The 15,352-nt window shown below is 72.1% G+C and carries 14 protein-coding genes and 1 pseudogene; 7 read left to right on the forward strand and 8 right to left on the reverse strand.

Features of this window, described 5'->3' with window-relative positions; all coding sequences use genetic code 11:
• Positions 1-90 precede the first annotated feature (90 nt).
• Positions 91-555, forward strand: a complete 465-nt coding sequence (locus tag ACQPZA_RS14670; RefSeq protein ID WP_433281381.1) for a nuclear transport factor 2 family protein — start codon at positions 91-93, stop codon at positions 553-555.
• On the opposite strand, the gene ACQPZA_RS14675 is transcribed toward ACQPZA_RS14670, so the two are convergent.
• The 6 genes from ACQPZA_RS14675 to ACQPZA_RS14700 all read right to left on the reverse strand — a co-directional run bounded on the left by ACQPZA_RS14675 (position 536) and on the right by ACQPZA_RS14700 (position 7,499).
• A complete protein-coding gene (locus ACQPZA_RS14675; RefSeq protein WP_433281383.1) occupies positions 536-1,027 on the reverse strand; it encodes an MBL fold metallo-hydrolase in 492 nt (163 codons plus the stop codon). The two genes, ACQPZA_RS14670 and ACQPZA_RS14675, sit on opposite strands and share 20 nt — an antisense overlap.
• A 103-nt stretch (positions 1,028-1,130) precedes the next feature.
• Entirely contained in the window at positions 1,131-4,055 is a 2,925-nt protein-coding gene (locus ACQPZA_RS14680; RefSeq protein ID WP_433281386.1) for an ATP-binding protein, read from the reverse strand.
• A 161-nt stretch (positions 4,056-4,216) separates the two neighbouring features.
• Positions 4,217-5,491 (reverse strand): DUF222 domain-containing protein, encoded by a 1,275-nt coding sequence (locus tag ACQPZA_RS14685; RefSeq protein ID WP_433281388.1) that lies wholly within the window; start codon positions 5,489-5,491, stop codon positions 4,217-4,219.
• Positions 5,492-5,702: 211 nt separating this feature from the next.
• Positions 5,703-6,038, reverse strand: a complete 336-nt coding sequence (locus ACQPZA_RS14690; protein ID WP_433281390.1) for a hypothetical protein — start codon at positions 6,036-6,038, stop codon at positions 5,703-5,705.
• A 1-nt stretch (position 6,039) separates the two neighbouring features.
• Complete coding sequence (locus ACQPZA_RS14695) at positions 6,040-6,783, reverse strand: UbiD family decarboxylase domain-containing protein (RefSeq protein WP_433281392.1); 744 nt, start codon at positions 6,781-6,783, stop codon at positions 6,040-6,042.
• Between the two features lie 92 nt (positions 6,784-6,875).
• The gene (locus tag ACQPZA_RS14700; RefSeq protein WP_433281394.1) at positions 6,876-7,499 is read right to left on the reverse strand and encodes a TetR/AcrR family transcriptional regulator; all 624 of its coding nucleotides are present in this window, start codon (positions 7,497-7,499) and stop codon (positions 6,876-6,878) included.
• A gap of 34 nt (positions 7,500-7,533) precedes the next feature.
• On the opposite strand from ACQPZA_RS14700, the gene ACQPZA_RS14705 reads away from it, so the two are divergent.
• The 5 genes from ACQPZA_RS14705 to ACQPZA_RS14725 all read left to right on the forward strand — a co-directional run bounded on the left by ACQPZA_RS14705 (position 7,534) and on the right by ACQPZA_RS14725 (position 10,577).
• Positions 7,534-7,821, forward strand: coding sequence for a helix-turn-helix domain-containing protein (locus ACQPZA_RS14705; protein ID WP_433282817.1), 288 nt, complete (start codon positions 7,534-7,536; stop codon positions 7,819-7,821).
• 76 nt (positions 7,822-7,897) lie between these two features.
• Positions 7,898-8,434, forward strand: coding sequence for a hypothetical protein (locus tag ACQPZA_RS14710; RefSeq protein ID WP_433281396.1), 537 nt, complete (start codon positions 7,898-7,900; stop codon positions 8,432-8,434).
• 98 nt (positions 8,435-8,532) lie between these two features.
• A complete protein-coding gene (locus ACQPZA_RS14715; protein WP_433281398.1) occupies positions 8,533-9,105 on the forward strand; it encodes a copper chaperone PCu(A)C in 573 nt (190 codons plus the stop codon).
• Entirely contained in the window at positions 9,102-10,322 is a 1,221-nt protein-coding gene (locus ACQPZA_RS14720; protein WP_433281400.1) for a Dyp-type peroxidase, read from the forward strand. Before ACQPZA_RS14715 ends, ACQPZA_RS14720 begins: the two co-directional genes overlap by 4 nt.
• A 96-nt stretch (positions 10,323-10,418) precedes the next feature.
• Positions 10,419-10,577 (forward strand): hypothetical protein, encoded by a 159-nt coding sequence (locus ACQPZA_RS14725; protein WP_433281402.1) that lies wholly within the window; start codon positions 10,419-10,421, stop codon positions 10,575-10,577.
• A 93-nt stretch (positions 10,578-10,670) separates the two neighbouring features.
• Here the strand turns inward: ACQPZA_RS14725 and ACQPZA_RS14730 are convergent.
• Both ACQPZA_RS14730 and ACQPZA_RS14735 read right to left on the reverse strand, forming a co-directional pair.
• Positions 10,671-11,111 (reverse strand): annotated as a pseudogene (locus ACQPZA_RS14730) (GTP-binding protein); the annotation flags it as partial.
• Positions 11,112-11,142: 31 nt separating this feature from the next.
• Positions 11,143-14,346 carry an ATP-binding protein gene (locus ACQPZA_RS14735; RefSeq protein ID WP_433281403.1) on the reverse strand — a complete coding sequence of 1,068 codons (3,204 nt, stop codon included), beginning with the start codon at positions 14,344-14,346 and terminating at the stop codon, positions 11,143-11,145.
• A gap of 138 nt (positions 14,347-14,484) precedes the next feature.
• Here ACQPZA_RS14735 and ACQPZA_RS14740 point away from each other — a divergent pair, with 138 nt between their 5' ends.
• Positions 14,485-15,339, forward strand: coding sequence for a class I SAM-dependent methyltransferase (locus ACQPZA_RS14740; RefSeq protein WP_433281405.1), 855 nt, complete (start codon positions 14,485-14,487; stop codon positions 15,337-15,339).
• Positions 15,340-15,352 lie beyond the last annotated feature (13 nt).

A 15,352-nucleotide genomic window follows, 5' to 3' on the forward strand; every position in this document is an offset into this window, starting at 1 on the left:
TGCTTCAGTCGAAGGCGGCGCTCCGACGGGGCATTGCCAGGCGATCCATGGCGAACGATGAGGGGAACGCGCATGCGCAGGAGCAGAGTCGTGCTGGCGTGGATTCTTTCTCTGGCGGCTGTCCTCCTGATCCCCGCAACAGCTTCCGCCGAGACCGCGCGTCAGCCGGGCCTGAGCACCACGCAGAAGGCGGCCCTGCTGACCGATTTCGGGACAGCGCTCAAGAATATCGACCCCGGAGCCATGGCCACGGTGGTGACACCGAACGCGGTCTGGAACTTTCCCGGAACCAGCGTGGAGTCCGGCCGGGCACGAGGGGTGAAGCAGATCATCGCCCGGGCCAAGGTCCAACACGATTTCGGTCTGACGATCACGCTGGAGCATGTCACTTTCGCCGCACATGACATGCTGGCGGAGTTCCATACTCATGCCCAGCGAAACGGGAAGACGCTGGACGAGTACGTGATCGACGACTTCCAGTTCCGCGACGGCAGGATCTCGCACATCGACAGCGGCGTATCCGACGTCAATGGCGTCAACAGCTTCTTCTCGTGAGCCCACCCGGGGGCGGCGGCTCGGCTCGGACGCTCAGGCCGGCACCGTCCTCCGGTAGCGCCTCCGCCCTCACGTGCCGGTCGGAGATCTGGCCCGGGAAGCGCGGGTTCCAGAACCCGTCGAACCAGCGCGGTCCCCACTGGGCGTCGAGGTACTCGACCACGCCCGGGGTGGCGACGAGCGTGGCCCCGGGGAAGCGGTCGAGCACCGCCGGTGCGCCGAAGAAGTGGTCGCCGTGGGCGTGTGTGACGAAGACGGTGGTCACGTTCTTGCCGGTTTCCGCGGCCCAGTCGGCCAGGGCGCGCGACTCGTCGACGGTCATCAGCGGGTCCACGAGGACCGCGTCGCGTTCGCCGGCGATCAGCGTCGACGCGGTGGGCGACCACATGCGCTCGGCCTCGCCCGCCGGCAGGTCGTCGGAGACCGCCGGCTTGGCCGGGGTCACGTAGACCGAGTAGGTCAGCCTCGTCATGTTCCTCGTGCCTCCTGGGCTGTGACGGCGGGTGCTTCCTCGTGGGAATACGTTCTGGGACGCGGCCAGGTTCTCGTCGAGGTGAGCGGGGTGGTCGTTCCGCTTACCCGTCGGGCCCTCTGCGGGTATCCGGAGTGGCGACGAGCGCGTCCCGGAGCCCTGCTCGCGAGCTGATGCCCAGCTTGGGGAAGGCGCGGTAGAGGTGGGCCCCGACCGTCCGGTGGGACAGGAAGAGCTGCTGCGCGATCTGCTTGTTGGACAGTCCCGACGCAGCCAGCATCGCGATCTCGTGTTCCTGTGGCGTGAGGGAGTCTGGTGCGCCTTCGCCGCGGCCTGCCCGGCTCTGCCCGGCGACCCGGAGTCCGTTCTCGGCGCGGCGCGACCACGGGTGGGCGCCGAGGCGCCGGAACGTCTCCATCGCTGCGATGAGGTGGTCCCGTGCGGCCGCGGCGGCACGGTTCCGCCGGAGGTGTTCGCCGAAGGCGAGCTGGGTCCGGGCGAGGTCGAACGGCCAACGATCGATGCCCGGGAGGGCGAGGGCCTGCTCGAACAGTTCGGTGGCCCGGTCGTCGTCGGCGGCGAGGGCGGTCGCGCTCCCGACGAGCAGTGCGAGCCGGGGGGAGAGTCCGGCGACGTTCGCCTCGTGCATCGCCGCGACGTGCGCTGCCGCTGCGTCCCGGCGGCCGGTTCGCAGGGCGGCCTCCACGAGATCCGCCATCACCCACAGCGCGTGCGGTGCGTAGGAGGCGAACGAACCAGCGGGGCTGATCGCAGTGGTGTGCCGGTAGGCGCCGTCGAAGTCCCCGCGGCCGAGCGCGGCGAGGCCCCGGGCGTGGTGGACGAAGTGCAGCGGTCCCCTCGCCCCTCGCGGCGACGCCCACCGGATGATCTCATCGGTCCAGGCCAGGTTCGCGTCCTGGTCGCCGCGGACGGCCGCGACGAGGGCCTTGTAGTAGTGGAACTGCCACAAGAAGTGCCGGTAACGCTGGTTGTCGCACAGCTCGAGGGCCTCGTCGGCCAGTTCCGTGATCTCGTCCCACCGGCCTGCCGTGAAGCTCCCGGCGCACAGGTGCATGATCGACACGAGGGCCTTCATGACGGCGCCGCCCTCCCGCCCGTCGCGCAGGACGCGCCACGAACTGGCCCGGCAGGGTCCCAAGCGGTCGAGGTGGACCGCGCAACGGGTCGTCCGCACGATCGTCGCCGGGTCGGCCTCGACGTGCAGCCGGGCCAAGGCGACGTCGAGCTCGTCGAGTACGGACGCGGTGGCGCGCACCGGGTCGAGGAAGGTCCTGGTCTGCAGGGTCATCAGGGCAGGAGCGGATGGCGTGAGCCGAGCGACCGCAGCGTGGTAGGGAGCCCAGTGCTCGGGGGTCCCGCCCAGCCAGCACAGCAGCGACAGCGCCCAGAGTGCTTCGACGAGCTCGGCGTCGTCGGCCGGCCCACCCTTGGACCGGTTCTCGATGGCCCCGACCAGCAGAGCGTGGGCGGTGTCGATATCCGTGTCGCCGTTCACGAGCAGGTAGGCGGTCGTGGCCGCGGCGTAGAGGGAGCCGCCCTGGTCCAGGCCGGCAGCCTGGGCGTCGACCAGCAGCTGGGACGCGGTTCCCATCTCGCCTGTCACGTCGGCCCCGATGAAGGCCGCCTGGGCCAGGCGCCTGCTCCGGTCCGCGCCGCGGGGACTGAGGTGGGCGGCCCGGACCAGCGCGGAGATGGCGCCCGTGGCGTCCCCGCGGTCGAGGCTGCGGTGCGCCGCTTCCTGGAGCAGGCGGGCCACCGGCTCGTCGGGCTTCTCGGTCGCCTCGCCCAGGTGCCACGCCCGGCGCTCGGGCCGGTTCGTCCACAGCTGCGCCAGCACCAGGTGCGCGCGGCGGCGTTCGGCGGCGCTCGACATCTCCACGATCGCCGACCGGGTCAGCGGATGTCGGAAGGCCAGCCGTCCACCGCGGCCGTCGACGCGCACGAGCCCCGCACGTTCGGCCGCCGTGAGGTGTTCCATCGCCCCGGGCCCGTCGCCATGCACGACATGCAGGTCGCCGGTGCCGTCCAGTGCGGCGAGCAACAGCAGCTGCCGGGTGGGCTCGGCGAGTTCTGCGATCCGGGCGGCGAACAGGGCCTGGAGCCGTCGGCCGATGGGCAGGACGGCCGGCAGCGACCGCAGCGCGTCGCAGTGGGGAAAGTTCAGCGCGGTGGGTAGCTCCACGAGGGCGAGCGGGTTGCCCTGTGCCTCCGCCAGCACCCGTCGCCGCACCATGCCGGGGAGTGTGGGGAAGCGGTGATCCAGCAGGCGGCGAGCCGCCTCGTCGTCGAGCGGCTGAAGCTCGTGCTCGGGCAGGCCGCTGTGCTCGAAGAAGCCCTCGATGTCGGAGCGAGCGGCCGCCAGGAACCCGATCCGCGAGCCGTCGAGCCGGCGCGCCACGAATCCCAGGACCGCCGCGCTCGCCCGGTCGATCCACTGGGCGTCGTCGACCACGACGAGCACCGCCTGGTCGGCGGCGATCGAGCGCAGGAGTGCGAGCGTGGCGTTCGCCACGAGCATCCGGTCGGGTGCCGGTCCCGTCCTGAGCCCCAGTGCCACCGACAGCGCGTCGCAGTGCGCGGCACCGAGACGCCGGGCGAACTCGTCGAACGCGGGCAGCAGGGCCTGGTTGAGGCCGGAGAAGCCGATCCCGGCCTCGAACTCGACTCCGGCCGCCCGCAGCACCCGCACCCCGGCCGCCGACGCCACCTCCACCGCGGCCCGGAGGAGCATCGTCTTACCGATTCCGGCATCCCCGACCACTGACAGCGCAGCGCCCGAAACAGCCGCCCTGTCGAGGAAAGAGCGAACAATCGTCAGATCATCGTTCCGTCCGAATAGCTGGATCAACGTACTACTTCGAGTCGTATGTCCATTCAGCACCGAGTCCTCCAGGCTTCCAATGCGCATGTGAGCGGGACGAAAGTTACCCATGCGCGGAGTAAAGCCTGTGAGAAGTGTGCGGTATGCAGATTCCTGACGGCGCGAAACCGGACGGCCATGATTCATCGCCGGTAACCGAAGAATGCCTCGAATGCGTACAGAGTGGAGATACCGCGGCCGAGCCGGCCGGCCGGGTCGTGGTGGCGGATGTAGCTGCCGCGCTAGCTGGCACAGGTCACCCCAGTGATCACAGACGCTCTGCCGACCGCGCCTCTCTTCGCGACCTCTTATGCGGCGAGGTGCAGGAGTGGTTGTCGGCGGGGTCTTCGCTGCGGGTCGATCCAGGCCGGTGGGATCAGTTCGGGCAACCCGTCGCGGATGCGGACTTCCCACTCGGAGTGGTGCTGGAGGCGGTGACACGCCCGGCAGAGCATCACGCAGTTGTGCAGGGCGGTGTCGCCGCCGTCCTGCCAAGCTGTGATGTGGTGGACCTCGCACCATGACGGCGGCCGCCCACAGCCGGCGCACCCACGGTCACGGGCGGCGATGGCACGGCGCAGGCCGTCGGGGATGGTGCGGGTGGCCCGACCGACGTCGAGCGGCTGACCCTTCCCGTTCAGCACGACCGGCACGACCGCGGCATCACACGCCAGCATCCGCAGTGATTCCGGGGTGAGGGTGCCGCCGAAGTCGAGGCAGGCGGCGCGGGCCCGGTTCTCCAGGTCTTCGAGCCGGATCAGCACGTTCAGGTGTGGGCGGCGCCCGCCGCACTCGGGGACGTCGCCGTGGTCGAGCACGTACCCGCACACGTCGGCGAGGGCGTCGGCCTGGCGCTGGGCGAGGCTGCGGTGCTCGTCGCCGCTGGCGGGTCGGGCGTGGGCGTCGATCACGGTGGCGATGGCGTCGAACATGGCCGCGTCATCGAACCGGCCCTTCAGGGTGCCGCCGGGCTTGCCGCGGTGCCGGAGCAGGTGCAGTTCGTTGACCGGGGCGGGTCGGCGGTCGTCGGGCTCGGCGCCGTCCTCGTCGAGGGCCTCGACCAGCGCGGTACCCCAGGTCTGCAGCTCCGAGGGCGTATAGACCGCGGCTTTGTCGGCGAGTTGGGCTTCGGCACCGGCCCACACGTCGGGCGTGAGCCGCTCCGCGGCCGGGCTCGCCAACACGCGGGCGATCACGGCGACGTGCCGCAGACCCGTGGCGCCGGCGGCGAACACCGCTGCCGTGGCAGGCAGCTTCGCGGGTAGTGCGGTGCCGTCGAGGCTCACCCGTGGGTAGACCTGTTCGGCGGCGACCACCCGGGTGCGGGCTTCGAACCGTTCCCACCCGAGCAGATCCCCCAACGCCGCCGAGGTGGACGTGTAGCCCCGCTCGGCGAACGTGCCCCGCCGCTCCAGCGTGGCCACGGTGGCAACGACGACCCGGTCCAACCGCCGGCTGGTGCCTTCGCACAAGGTGAGCACGGACAGCAGGTCGTCATCGGTAGCGGAGTCGGTGGCCGCGGACAGCGCGTCGATCGCCTCCACCAGGAGGCGATGGGCGGTGGTGAGCGGGCTGTCCGACACCCCTCCATCATACTCGAACATATGTTCGAATCGATGTTGGTCGTCGCAGGTCAACGGCCGTTCAGCGCTCGTGGCGACGGCCTGCCGGGCTTGCCGATCGCTCCACGCCGTCCGACACGCCACGGCCCGCCAGACCCGCACCGGCCCACCGCGGCCACACCGCGCTCGGTGGCCACCCACTCATCAGCCGGGTCAACAACCCGCCTGGGCATTACAGCTGGCTCGTCTGCGCCACGGCTGCGAGCACCCGCTTCCTCACCTCGGGTGGGTAGGCACCGGCGAAGGTCGCCGGCGGGACGCGCCCCTCACCGGGGGCCGGGAGCGGTCCGTCGTGGACGACCGTCGCGCCGCGGCCGGCGTGCAGTTCCTCTTCGAGGTAGCACGGGTACCACGCCATGACCGGGCCCTCCCAGAACTCCTGGCGGCGCTTCGGACGGATCCGGGTGCCGACGGCCCACAGCAGATCGGCGTCGTCGGAGGGATCGATGTCGTCGTCGAGGACATAGGTGACGGGGGAGAGTCGCCCGACCCGCGTCGTGCTGAGCACCTCACCGATGCGGTGGACGAATCCCGCGGCGTCCAGCCCCGGGTAGTGTGCGGCGCCAGTCCGGCGGAACGGTGATGACCGCCCAGTGGCAGGCCGTGCTCAGCGCCAGCCACGCCGTGGTGACCGGCAGCCCGGCGGCGCGCATTATGGCGACGATCTCGGCCGAGATGCCGGCCCCGGGCGCCACGTGAGAATCGTCGACCGGACGGCCGGCAGCAGCCAGGAGCCAGATCGGATCATTGCGGTACGTCACCGCCTCGATGCTGAACACCGGCTGCGGCGAGGTCTTCTCCAACGCCCACCCGTGGAACTCCGCGAAGGGATCCCCGACCCTGTCCCGGGTGGCCGACAGGTAGCCCTCGATGACGACCTCGGCGGTGGCGGGCACCTCGAGATCGAACGTCTCGCACCGCACCACGTCGACCGGGCGCTCCAGCAGAGTCCCCAGGTAGGCCACCTCGTCGGCACCCGCCGGCAGTGGGATGCCGCCCACGACCGGGACCCCCGGCGGTCCACCCTGGACGAGCGCGTACGGCATGGGTCGACCGGTCGCCTCCCACTCGCGCCAGATCATCCCGAGGTGCTGTCTCGGCCGCACGAGCCCTGTCATGTGTGTGCCGTCGAGCATCATGACCCGCGAGATCGACCAGTTCGTCCACCGGCCGTCGGGGGTGCGCGGAGCCGAGTCCGGATGCCCGGCACCGTAAGTGGAACCAGCTCCGCTTGCAACGGCGTCGCGTGTCACATCTGCCGGTCCGGCACGTCCGGGTCGATGCCCGCGGGCGGCTCGGGCGCGACGTGCGGTCCGCTCCTACCCGCGGGGCCTGCTGCATCCGATCATGGTGCGGCGGGGGGAGACGTGCGTTGCCCCTGCCTGCTCCTCCTTGCCCCGGACGGACTGGTGCGGCGGGCGACGAGGCCGTCCAGCAGCAGGGTGATCAGCCGTGATGCGAGGTCGCGCTGATGCTCGTGGCCGCTGATGAGGGTGATCCCCCCGAGTGCCATGAGTACGTCCGGTGCCGACGCGTCCGCGCGGAAGTCGCCCGCCGCGATTCCGGGGGTCAGCAGGACCGCAACCGCATCGTGGAGAACCTCGCGGCTGTGCAGGCGAAGCCCCTCGCGGGTTGCGAGGATCGCGGGCAGCGCATCGGCCATGCCCTGCTTGGTCAGCATGTAGTCGACGAAGGCTTCCATCCATGCTCGCAAGGCGTCGGTGGGGGAGTGGTCTTCCAGCAGGCGCGATGCCGACTCGCACAGGCGTGTCGTCTCGTTCCGGTAGGTCGCCTCGATGAGATCTTCCCGCGTCGGAAACCTGCGGTAGAGCGTCCCGATCCCCACTCCTGCCTCGGCGGCGACGGCCTTGAGCGACGTGTCGGCTCCCTCGCGGGCGAACGTGCGCGCAGCCACCTCGAGCAGGCGCTCGTAGTTCGCCTGCGCATCGGCGCGAAGTGGGCGGGGCATGGTTCCCTCCTTGCAAGCGGAAGCGACTCCACTTATGCTACGGCCGCAACCGGACTCGACTCCGATTAAGTGTAGTGGATCAGACGCCCAAATCGGTCGCCCCGCTGGAGCCGGAGTCGGCACCCGGTCGGTGGCCGAAGCACGGGCTCGACGAACTGGCCCGCGCCATGCGCAGGAACTTCTGGAGATGACCGACCACGGGGTCGAGACCATCGCTCGGCGAACCGGCTTCGCCAGTGCGACCACGTTCCGCACCCAGTTCCGTCGCCTCGCCGGGGTCAGTCCACGCACGTACCGAGCCACCTTCCGGGCCCGCGCCTGATCCGGCACTCACGCGGCTGACCGTTCTGTCGGGTTGCAGGCGTTCGTCGGATCATCCCGACGTAGACTCCGCCGTCATGCCCACGTCGAGCGGCGCCCGGCGCGTCCGCTCAGCGGCGTTCGCGGCGTGTGCGGTGGGCCTCGCCCTCGGTGCGCACGTCACCGCAGGCGGCGAGGCACCCGACGTCACGCTTCTCCTGGTGCTGGGCGTCCTCGTCGAGGCGGCCTCGTCGACGTTCGCCCGCCGGCCACGGGGCGCGATCGCCACGGCCGTCGCGCTGCTCTCGGCTCAGGTGGCGCTGCACGGCTCGTTCATGATCGCCGGCCCGGCACATGCCGCGCACGTGAGCCATCTCCCGTCCCCGCCGATGCTCGTCGCGCACGGGCTCGCGGCCCTCGTCCTCGCGGTTCTCCTCGTCCGCGGCGAGCAACTGATCACGCGCGTCGCCCGCGTGCTCGTGCCGGTGGCGCTGCTGCGGCCGTTCCGGCCGCTGCCGGTGCGCCGGCTCATGATCGTCCCTCCCGGCGACGTCCCGCGGCCGCGTCCCACGGTGACGCTGCACGACCTCAGCAGGCGTGGACCCCCGGATCGCTGTCTCGCGACGCACGCCTGACCGGATCTCCCATCCCGGTTCGGTGCGCCGCGGCGCGCTTCGCCGGCCAGGGCGTGGTCGTCCGGCCGGATCCACACACCGAATCCGAGGGATCTCGCATGCTTGTTTCCGCACGTCCGCTTCGCGGCCCGCTCCTGGTGATCACGACCGCCTGCGTCATCGGGATCGCGGGGTGCGCCGGTGGCGACCCGTCACCCGCAGCCGCCCCATCCGCATCCGCCGCATCCCCAGCCGTCTCGGCGCCGGCCGTCACGGTCGCCGATCCGTGGGTCAAGACCGCCGAGTCGGGGACGACCGCGGCGTTCGGCACGTTCAGCACGACCGGGTCCACACCGGTGACCGTCCTGTCCGCTCAGACCTCGGCCTCGTCGCGTACGGAGCTGCACGAGGTCGTCGTCGGTGCCGACGGTGCGATGACGATGCGGCCCAAGGGCGACGGCTTCGTCATCGAGCCCGGCACACCGCACGTGCTCGCTCCCGGAGGGGACCACATCATGATCATGGATCTGGCCTCGCCGATCCGCCCGGGTGACCAGATCGACGTCACGCTCTCCCTGTCCGACGGCTCCACGACCCGGTTCTCGGCCCTGGCGAAGGAGACCAGTGGTGGGGAGGAAAACTACGACGACGGCGCCGGCAGCATGCACATGTCGGGAGGGCAGGGCGGATGAGCGCGCCGGGTCCCTCGCTTCGTCGCCGGGCCCTGCTGCTGGGAGGTGCTGCCGCGGTCGTCGGCGGCGGCACCGCGGCGGCGCTCGCGGTCCGGGACGGCGACCCGGAGGTCAGGCCGGTCGCGGTGGCACCGGTGGGTGCCGAGACCGTTCCGTTCCACGGTGTCCACCAGCCGGGCATCGACACCCTTCCGGCGCAGGCGCATGCCGTCTTCCTCGGGCTCGATCTGAACCCCGGCAGCGGGCCTGCCGAGGTGGGTCGGTTGATGCGGTTGCTCAGTGATGACGCCGCGCGGCTGATGAGCGGGCGCGCTCCGCTCGCGGCCGAGGACCAGGAGCTCGCGGTCCTGCCCTCACGGTTGACCGTGACCTTCGGGTTCGGCCCGGGACTGTTCGATGCGATCGGTCGTGCGGGGGACTGCCCTGCCGTCGTCCGGGAGCTACCCGCGTTCCCGACCGACCGGCTCGACCCACGATGGTCGGGCGGTGACCTGCTCCTGCAGGTCTGCTCCGACGATCCGGTGCCGCTGGCCTACGCGGTGCGCCGGCTGGTCAGAGACGCTCGCAGCATGGCCTCGGTGCGCTGGGTCCAGCGTGGGTTCAACCCCGCCCGTGGGTCGGAGCCGGCCGGGGCGACGCCGCGCAACCTCTTCGGCCAGCGCGACGGCACGGCCAACCCCGCCTCCGGTTCCCCGGAGCTGGCCAAGTCCGTCTGGGTGCGCGACGGCCCGTCGTGGTTCGTCGGCGGCAGCGTGCTGGTGCTGCGGCGGATACGGATGGATCTGGACACGTGGGACGACTTCGGCCGGGTGGGGAAGGAGATGGCGCTCGCCCGCCGGCTCGACACCGGCGCCCCGGTGACCGGTGGTGGCGAGTTCGACGAGGTGGATCCGCGAGTGGTGGACGAGCGCGGCATGCCGATGGTGGCGGCGAGCGCGCACGTCGTCCGGGCCAAGGCGCGTACTCCGGCCGAGCGGATGTTGCGGCGCGGCTACAGCTACGACGACGGGCCCACTCCGGACGGCGCGCCCGATGCGGGTCAGCTCTTCGCCGCCTACCAGGCGGACGCGGCCACCGCGTTCGTGCCGGTGCAGGCCCGCCTCGCCGAGTCCGACGTGATGAACCTGTGGGTCACCCATGTCGGGTCGGCCGCCTTCGTCATCCCACCGGGATGCGCGGACGGCGAGTTCGTCGGGCGGGCCCTCCTCGGAACGTGATCTGAGGTCCCGACCGCTCGATGGGCGGTTCCCTCTCGCCGGGGGAACCGCCCATCGGCATCTTCTGTCCGGGCATAAGCGGCAATCTGGTCAATCGTGCGGGATGAACCCGGTCCGGCCACGGGCCAGGCGCCCAGCGACGTGCAGGCGCCTGCCGTGGTGAAGTTCGCGCTGCTGGCCGTCCTCGGGGTGCCGCTGTGCTGGGTGATGGCGTTCGGGGTCCGCGCCCTGCCGGGTGCGAGCAATGTGCTCTAGCGCTCCGCCTCCGCCGCGGCGCGCAGGTCGCGCACGCCATAGATCACAAGGTGCACTCCTGGTCGCCCGGGTTGGCTACTGTCCCGCCGTCGGTAAGGACGTGAGGAACCCGGCGACGTCGACGACGGTGACCATCGTGTCGAGCCGGGCGTGGTCGGACAGGCTGGTGCCGTCCTCGAACGTCCAGTCGAACGTGGCGGCCACCGGCATCGGTTCGGAGATGCCGCTGGACTCGATGAGGATGGTGTCGAAGCGGCCGCCGCGGGCCAGCTCACCCACCGCTTCGAGCAGGTCCTCGCGCAGGGTGCAGCAGATGCACCCGTTGGTCAGCTCCACCAGCTTCTCCTCGGTGCGGTCCAGGCTGCCCTGGCCGGCGACGAGGGCGGCGTCGATGTTGACCTCGCTCATGTCGTTGACGATCACCGCGACCTTGCGGCCCTCCCGGTTGCCCAGCACGTGGTTGAGCAGCATGGTCTTGCCGGCTCCGAGGAACCCGGAGAGCACGGTGACGGGGACACGGGTGGTGGGAGGCATGAAGTAATGATAATCATTATCAACATCAGGATTAGCCCCGGTGTGGTGCGAGCGTCCAGGTGACCGCTTCGGTGGGCTGGTAGCAGCACCGTGTCCCGGTACGGACGGAGCGGTCCAGGTGCCCGCCGAGCTCGGGATGGACGAGCCCGATCCGGCGGATGGCGTCGCGGATCCGCGCGGTCACGGCCTTGCGCGCCCGTTCCGTGGTGCTCGAGCCGAGCGCGCGTGGACGACCGGCGAGCCCGGCGGCCCGGCGCAGCTCGGAGAGCAGCGCCGTGCGCTGCAACTCCAGTTCCTGCACACGGCCGAGGTCGTGGTCGTCCCTGGTGAGCTGGAGATCGCGGTCGATCTCGGCGAGCCGGTGGCGATAGGCGGCGCGCGCCCGGGGATCGAGCAGGTCGCCGTCGTTGTGGTCACCGGTGGTGGCCCCGGCCAGTTCGATCACGTGCACGCCGGCTCCGGGGCGGGCGAGCAGCACCGCCAGATCGGCCAGGCCCTTGATGTCGGGAAGGTGGGCCGTGCTGTCGCGGTACCGGATCCGCCACAGCTCGCCGTCGCGGCGCAGCTCCGCGACGCCGGACCTGTGCGGGGTCACGCGTCCCACGGAGGGGGCGAGGCGCGCGGCGACACCGTGCAGACCGTGCTCCGCCGCCAGCGCGGCAGCGCGTTCGGCGTGCTCCGGGGAGGCGGTGAGCCTGGCCAGCTCCAGGCAGGTCTCGGCCTCCCACGGGCGCGCGCCGAGCCGCCGATGCACAGCCAGGGCCTGCCGCAGGGAGCGCTCGGCGTCGGCCCGCCGACCGAGTGCGCCGGAGAGCACCCCGGCCCAGTGGGCGTTGCTGCCCATGAAGCAGACCAGCGCGCCGTTGACGCCGCAGCTGCCGGTCACCGGCCCCAGCTCCGCGAGCAGCTGGGTGCAGACGTCGTGGTCGCGTAGGCCGATCGCCGCGGTGGTCATCGACCCGACGAACACCGACCAGAGATAGGACCGGTCGGCACGCCAGGTGTCCAGAGCGAGGACGGTGTCGAGGGCGCGGCGGGCGGCCTCGAGGTCTGCCTCGTCACCGGCCAGCACGAGGAACCCGGCAGCCACCGCATGGGCGTGCGAGGGCACGCCGACCCACCAGCGGACGGCCTCGGCGGCAGTGGCCCGCAGCCGCTCAGGGTCACCACGCGCTCGTACGAGCCCCAGCTGCTGGGACATGCGCACGTTGCCGGCATCGGGTTCGGCGATGCGCTCGCCGAGCGCATTCGCGTCACCGATGAGGTTCTCGGCGTCGTCGAGCCGGCCATCGATGAGCGCGAGTGCGCCGCGACGGGTCGCCACCAGGTAGTCGTGGTGGGGTTGGCGCAGCTGCTCGGCCGCGTGCAGGTACTGGGCCAGCGCCGAGCGGAACGCGGCCGAGCCTTCCTCCAGCAGCGCGTTGGCGGTGAGCAGCAGCCCGTCCGCGTGCCGCTCGGCGTCCCCGGCGCGTTCGGCGAGCTGCGTGATCTCCCGGGCGATGCCGACCCGCTGCGCCGCGCGGCCCGGCGTCCACAGCACGTCGTGGCGGGCGAGCAGACAGGAGTGGAGGGTCTCCGGGTCGTCGATCCCGCGAGCCAGGTCGATCGCCTTCTCCGACAGCGGCCCCGCCCGCGGCCGCTGTTCGGGCACCGAGTGGTGCAGCTCGCGCGCCAGACCGGCGAGGAGCTGCGCCTCCAGAGCGGTGCCGGTGCCGCGCGACGCGGCGAGCGCGCCCTCCAACACGGCGACGACGGCGTCGCGCGGCATCGCGAAGCGCGCACCGAGCCGCTGGACGCCCAGCGCGACCCGACCCAGCCGCTCCCCGTCACCGAGCGCGGTGGCCCGTTGCCACGCGTCGTCGAGCAGTGCTCGGGCGCGGGTCGGATCTCCGGCCCGCGCCTGGGCGTCGGCCTCCTCGACCAGCAGGTCGACGAGGGCCGGACCGGCGCCCACGCCGGCGTCCTCCACTGCGCGCCGGGCGCGGGCGAGGTGTCCGGCCGCCTCGCCGAAGGCGAGCCTGCGGCGTTCGACGTCGGCTGCCGCGCGGGCCCAGCGGACCGCGCGCACCCCACCCTCGACCGGAACCGCCGCGGCACAGTGGCGGGCGAGGTCGGCCGCGAGCACGGCGGCGCCGCGCTCGTGCCGGTGTTCGAGGGCATCGGCGATGCGGCCGTGCAGGTGGAGCCGCCGCTCGACCGTGATCCCGGCGACGATGCTCTCCCGGAACAGGTCGTGCGCGATCCGGGTCCGCGCGGGCACGTGGTCACGGGCGAGCACCCCGGCCGCCACCCCTTCCTCACACAGGGCCGCCACGGTCGCCTGGTCGACGCCGCAGACCGCGCCGAGCACGTCGGGCACCAGGTCGGTGCCGGCCACCGCAGCCGTCTCGACCATCGCCACGGCACCGGCGGACAGCCGCGCCGTCCGGTGCGCCACCACCTCGCGCACCGCCGCCGGAACCTCACCGGCCGACCCTGCGGGGTCCGCGAGCAGCTCGGTCAGCTGCTGGGCCAGGAACGGGTGCCCACCGGTGCGGCGATGCACCTCGTCGGCCCAGCGGTGCGCCCCCGCGCCGTCCACCGTGTCCGTCACCAGCTCGAACACCTCGTCCCGCGACAACCCGCGCAACGCCACCAGCTCGCTGTGCGCGGCGAGCTCGTCCAGCACCGCGGCCGCGGTCGCGTCCAGCTCGTCGTCCCGGTATGCGCCGATGATCACCAGCGGGATCGGGCGGTAGGGCCGCGCGAGAAACCGCAGCAGCGCAAGTGACGAGGCATCGGCCCACTGCAGGTCGTCCAGCACGAGAAGTGCCGGACCCTGCCTGGCCAGCCCTTCGACGAACCGGGCGACCGCGTCGAACAGCCGCAGCCTCGCCGCATCCGTGTCCGGCCGGTCGTCCGGACGGGGCCCGGGCCCTGCCGGTGCCAGCTCGGGAAGCACCCGCGCCAGCTCCACGGTGTCGGCGGCGGTGAGCGCGGCGGCTGCGGGTTCGAACGCGCTCGACAGGCCGCGCAGCGCGGTCGTCCACGGCCACATGGCCGGCGTTCGTTCGGCATCCGCGCACGTCCCCCAGCCGACCGGCAGCCCTGCGCGCAGCACCGCCTCGCCGACGAGCGTGGTCTTGCCGATGCCTGCCGGCCCGCTGACCAGGACCAGGCGAGCCCGGCCCCGTGACGCGTCCGCGACGGTCGCGAGCACACGGGACAACGGTCTGGTGCGGCCGACGAAGGCCATGGCGAGATTGTGCACCGCACCTGCCGCCCCGGACAGCGCCACGGACGGCCGGCGAACCGCGTGGCGGAACCTGGCGGGTGCGTCCCCGGAACTGGCGCCTCTCTGGTGAGGCACCCTTCGACCACAACGGAGATCGCCATGACCGTCACGTTCGACCCGATCCGCTACAAGAACACCACCCGGGCGCAGTGGGAGGACGCCGCCGCGGCCTGGCACAGGTGGGGCCCGACGATCGAGGACTGGCTCGGCGAGGCGACGGCGCTGATGCTGGACGCGACCGACGTCCGGACCGGCAGCACCGTGCTCGACGTCGCAGCAGGCGCCGGAGGCCAGACGCTTGCCGCAGCGCGCCGGGTGGGCCCGGCCGGGCACGTCCTCGCCACCGACATCTCGCCCGCGATCCTCGCCCACGCTGCGTCCGAAGCGGCCGCCGCCGGGCTCACGAACGTGCGGACCAGGGAGCTCGACGGCGAGCGGCTCGACGTCGACGCGGCCGCGTTCGACGCCGTGATCTCGCGCCTCGGTCTGATCTACCTGCCCGACCAGGCGGGTGCGCTGGCCGCGCAGTACCGCGCGCTGCGACCTGGGGGCCGGGTTGGCGCGATCGTCTACTCGACCGCCGAGCGCAACGCCTTCTTCGCCGCCCCCGTGTCGATCATCCGGAGACGCGCGAGCCTGCCCCCACCTGCGGCCGGGCAGCCTGGACCGTTCAGTCTCGGTGGCCAGGGCGTGCTCGCCGAGCTCCTGCGCCGCACCGGCTTCCGCGACGTCGGGACGCAGACCGTCGGGGCGCCACTCCGGATGCCCACGGCCGCGGAGTGCGTCCGGTTCGAACGCGAGTCCTTCGGCGCGCTGCACCAGATGCTCGCCGGCCTCGCACCCGAGGACCGCGAGGCGGCCTGGCAGGAGATCGGAGCCGAGCTGGAGCGGTTCGAGGGGCCCTCGGGGTTCACCGGCCCGTGCGAGCTGATCGTGGCCTGGGGCGTCAAGTGACCAGCCGCCCCTC

Origin of the sequence: Pseudonocardia xinjiangensis, from assembly GCF_050948425.1 — a bacterium.
In the GTDB taxonomy this organism is placed as follows: Bacteria; Actinomycetota; Actinomycetes; order Mycobacteriales; family Pseudonocardiaceae; genus Pseudonocardia; species Pseudonocardia xinjiangensis.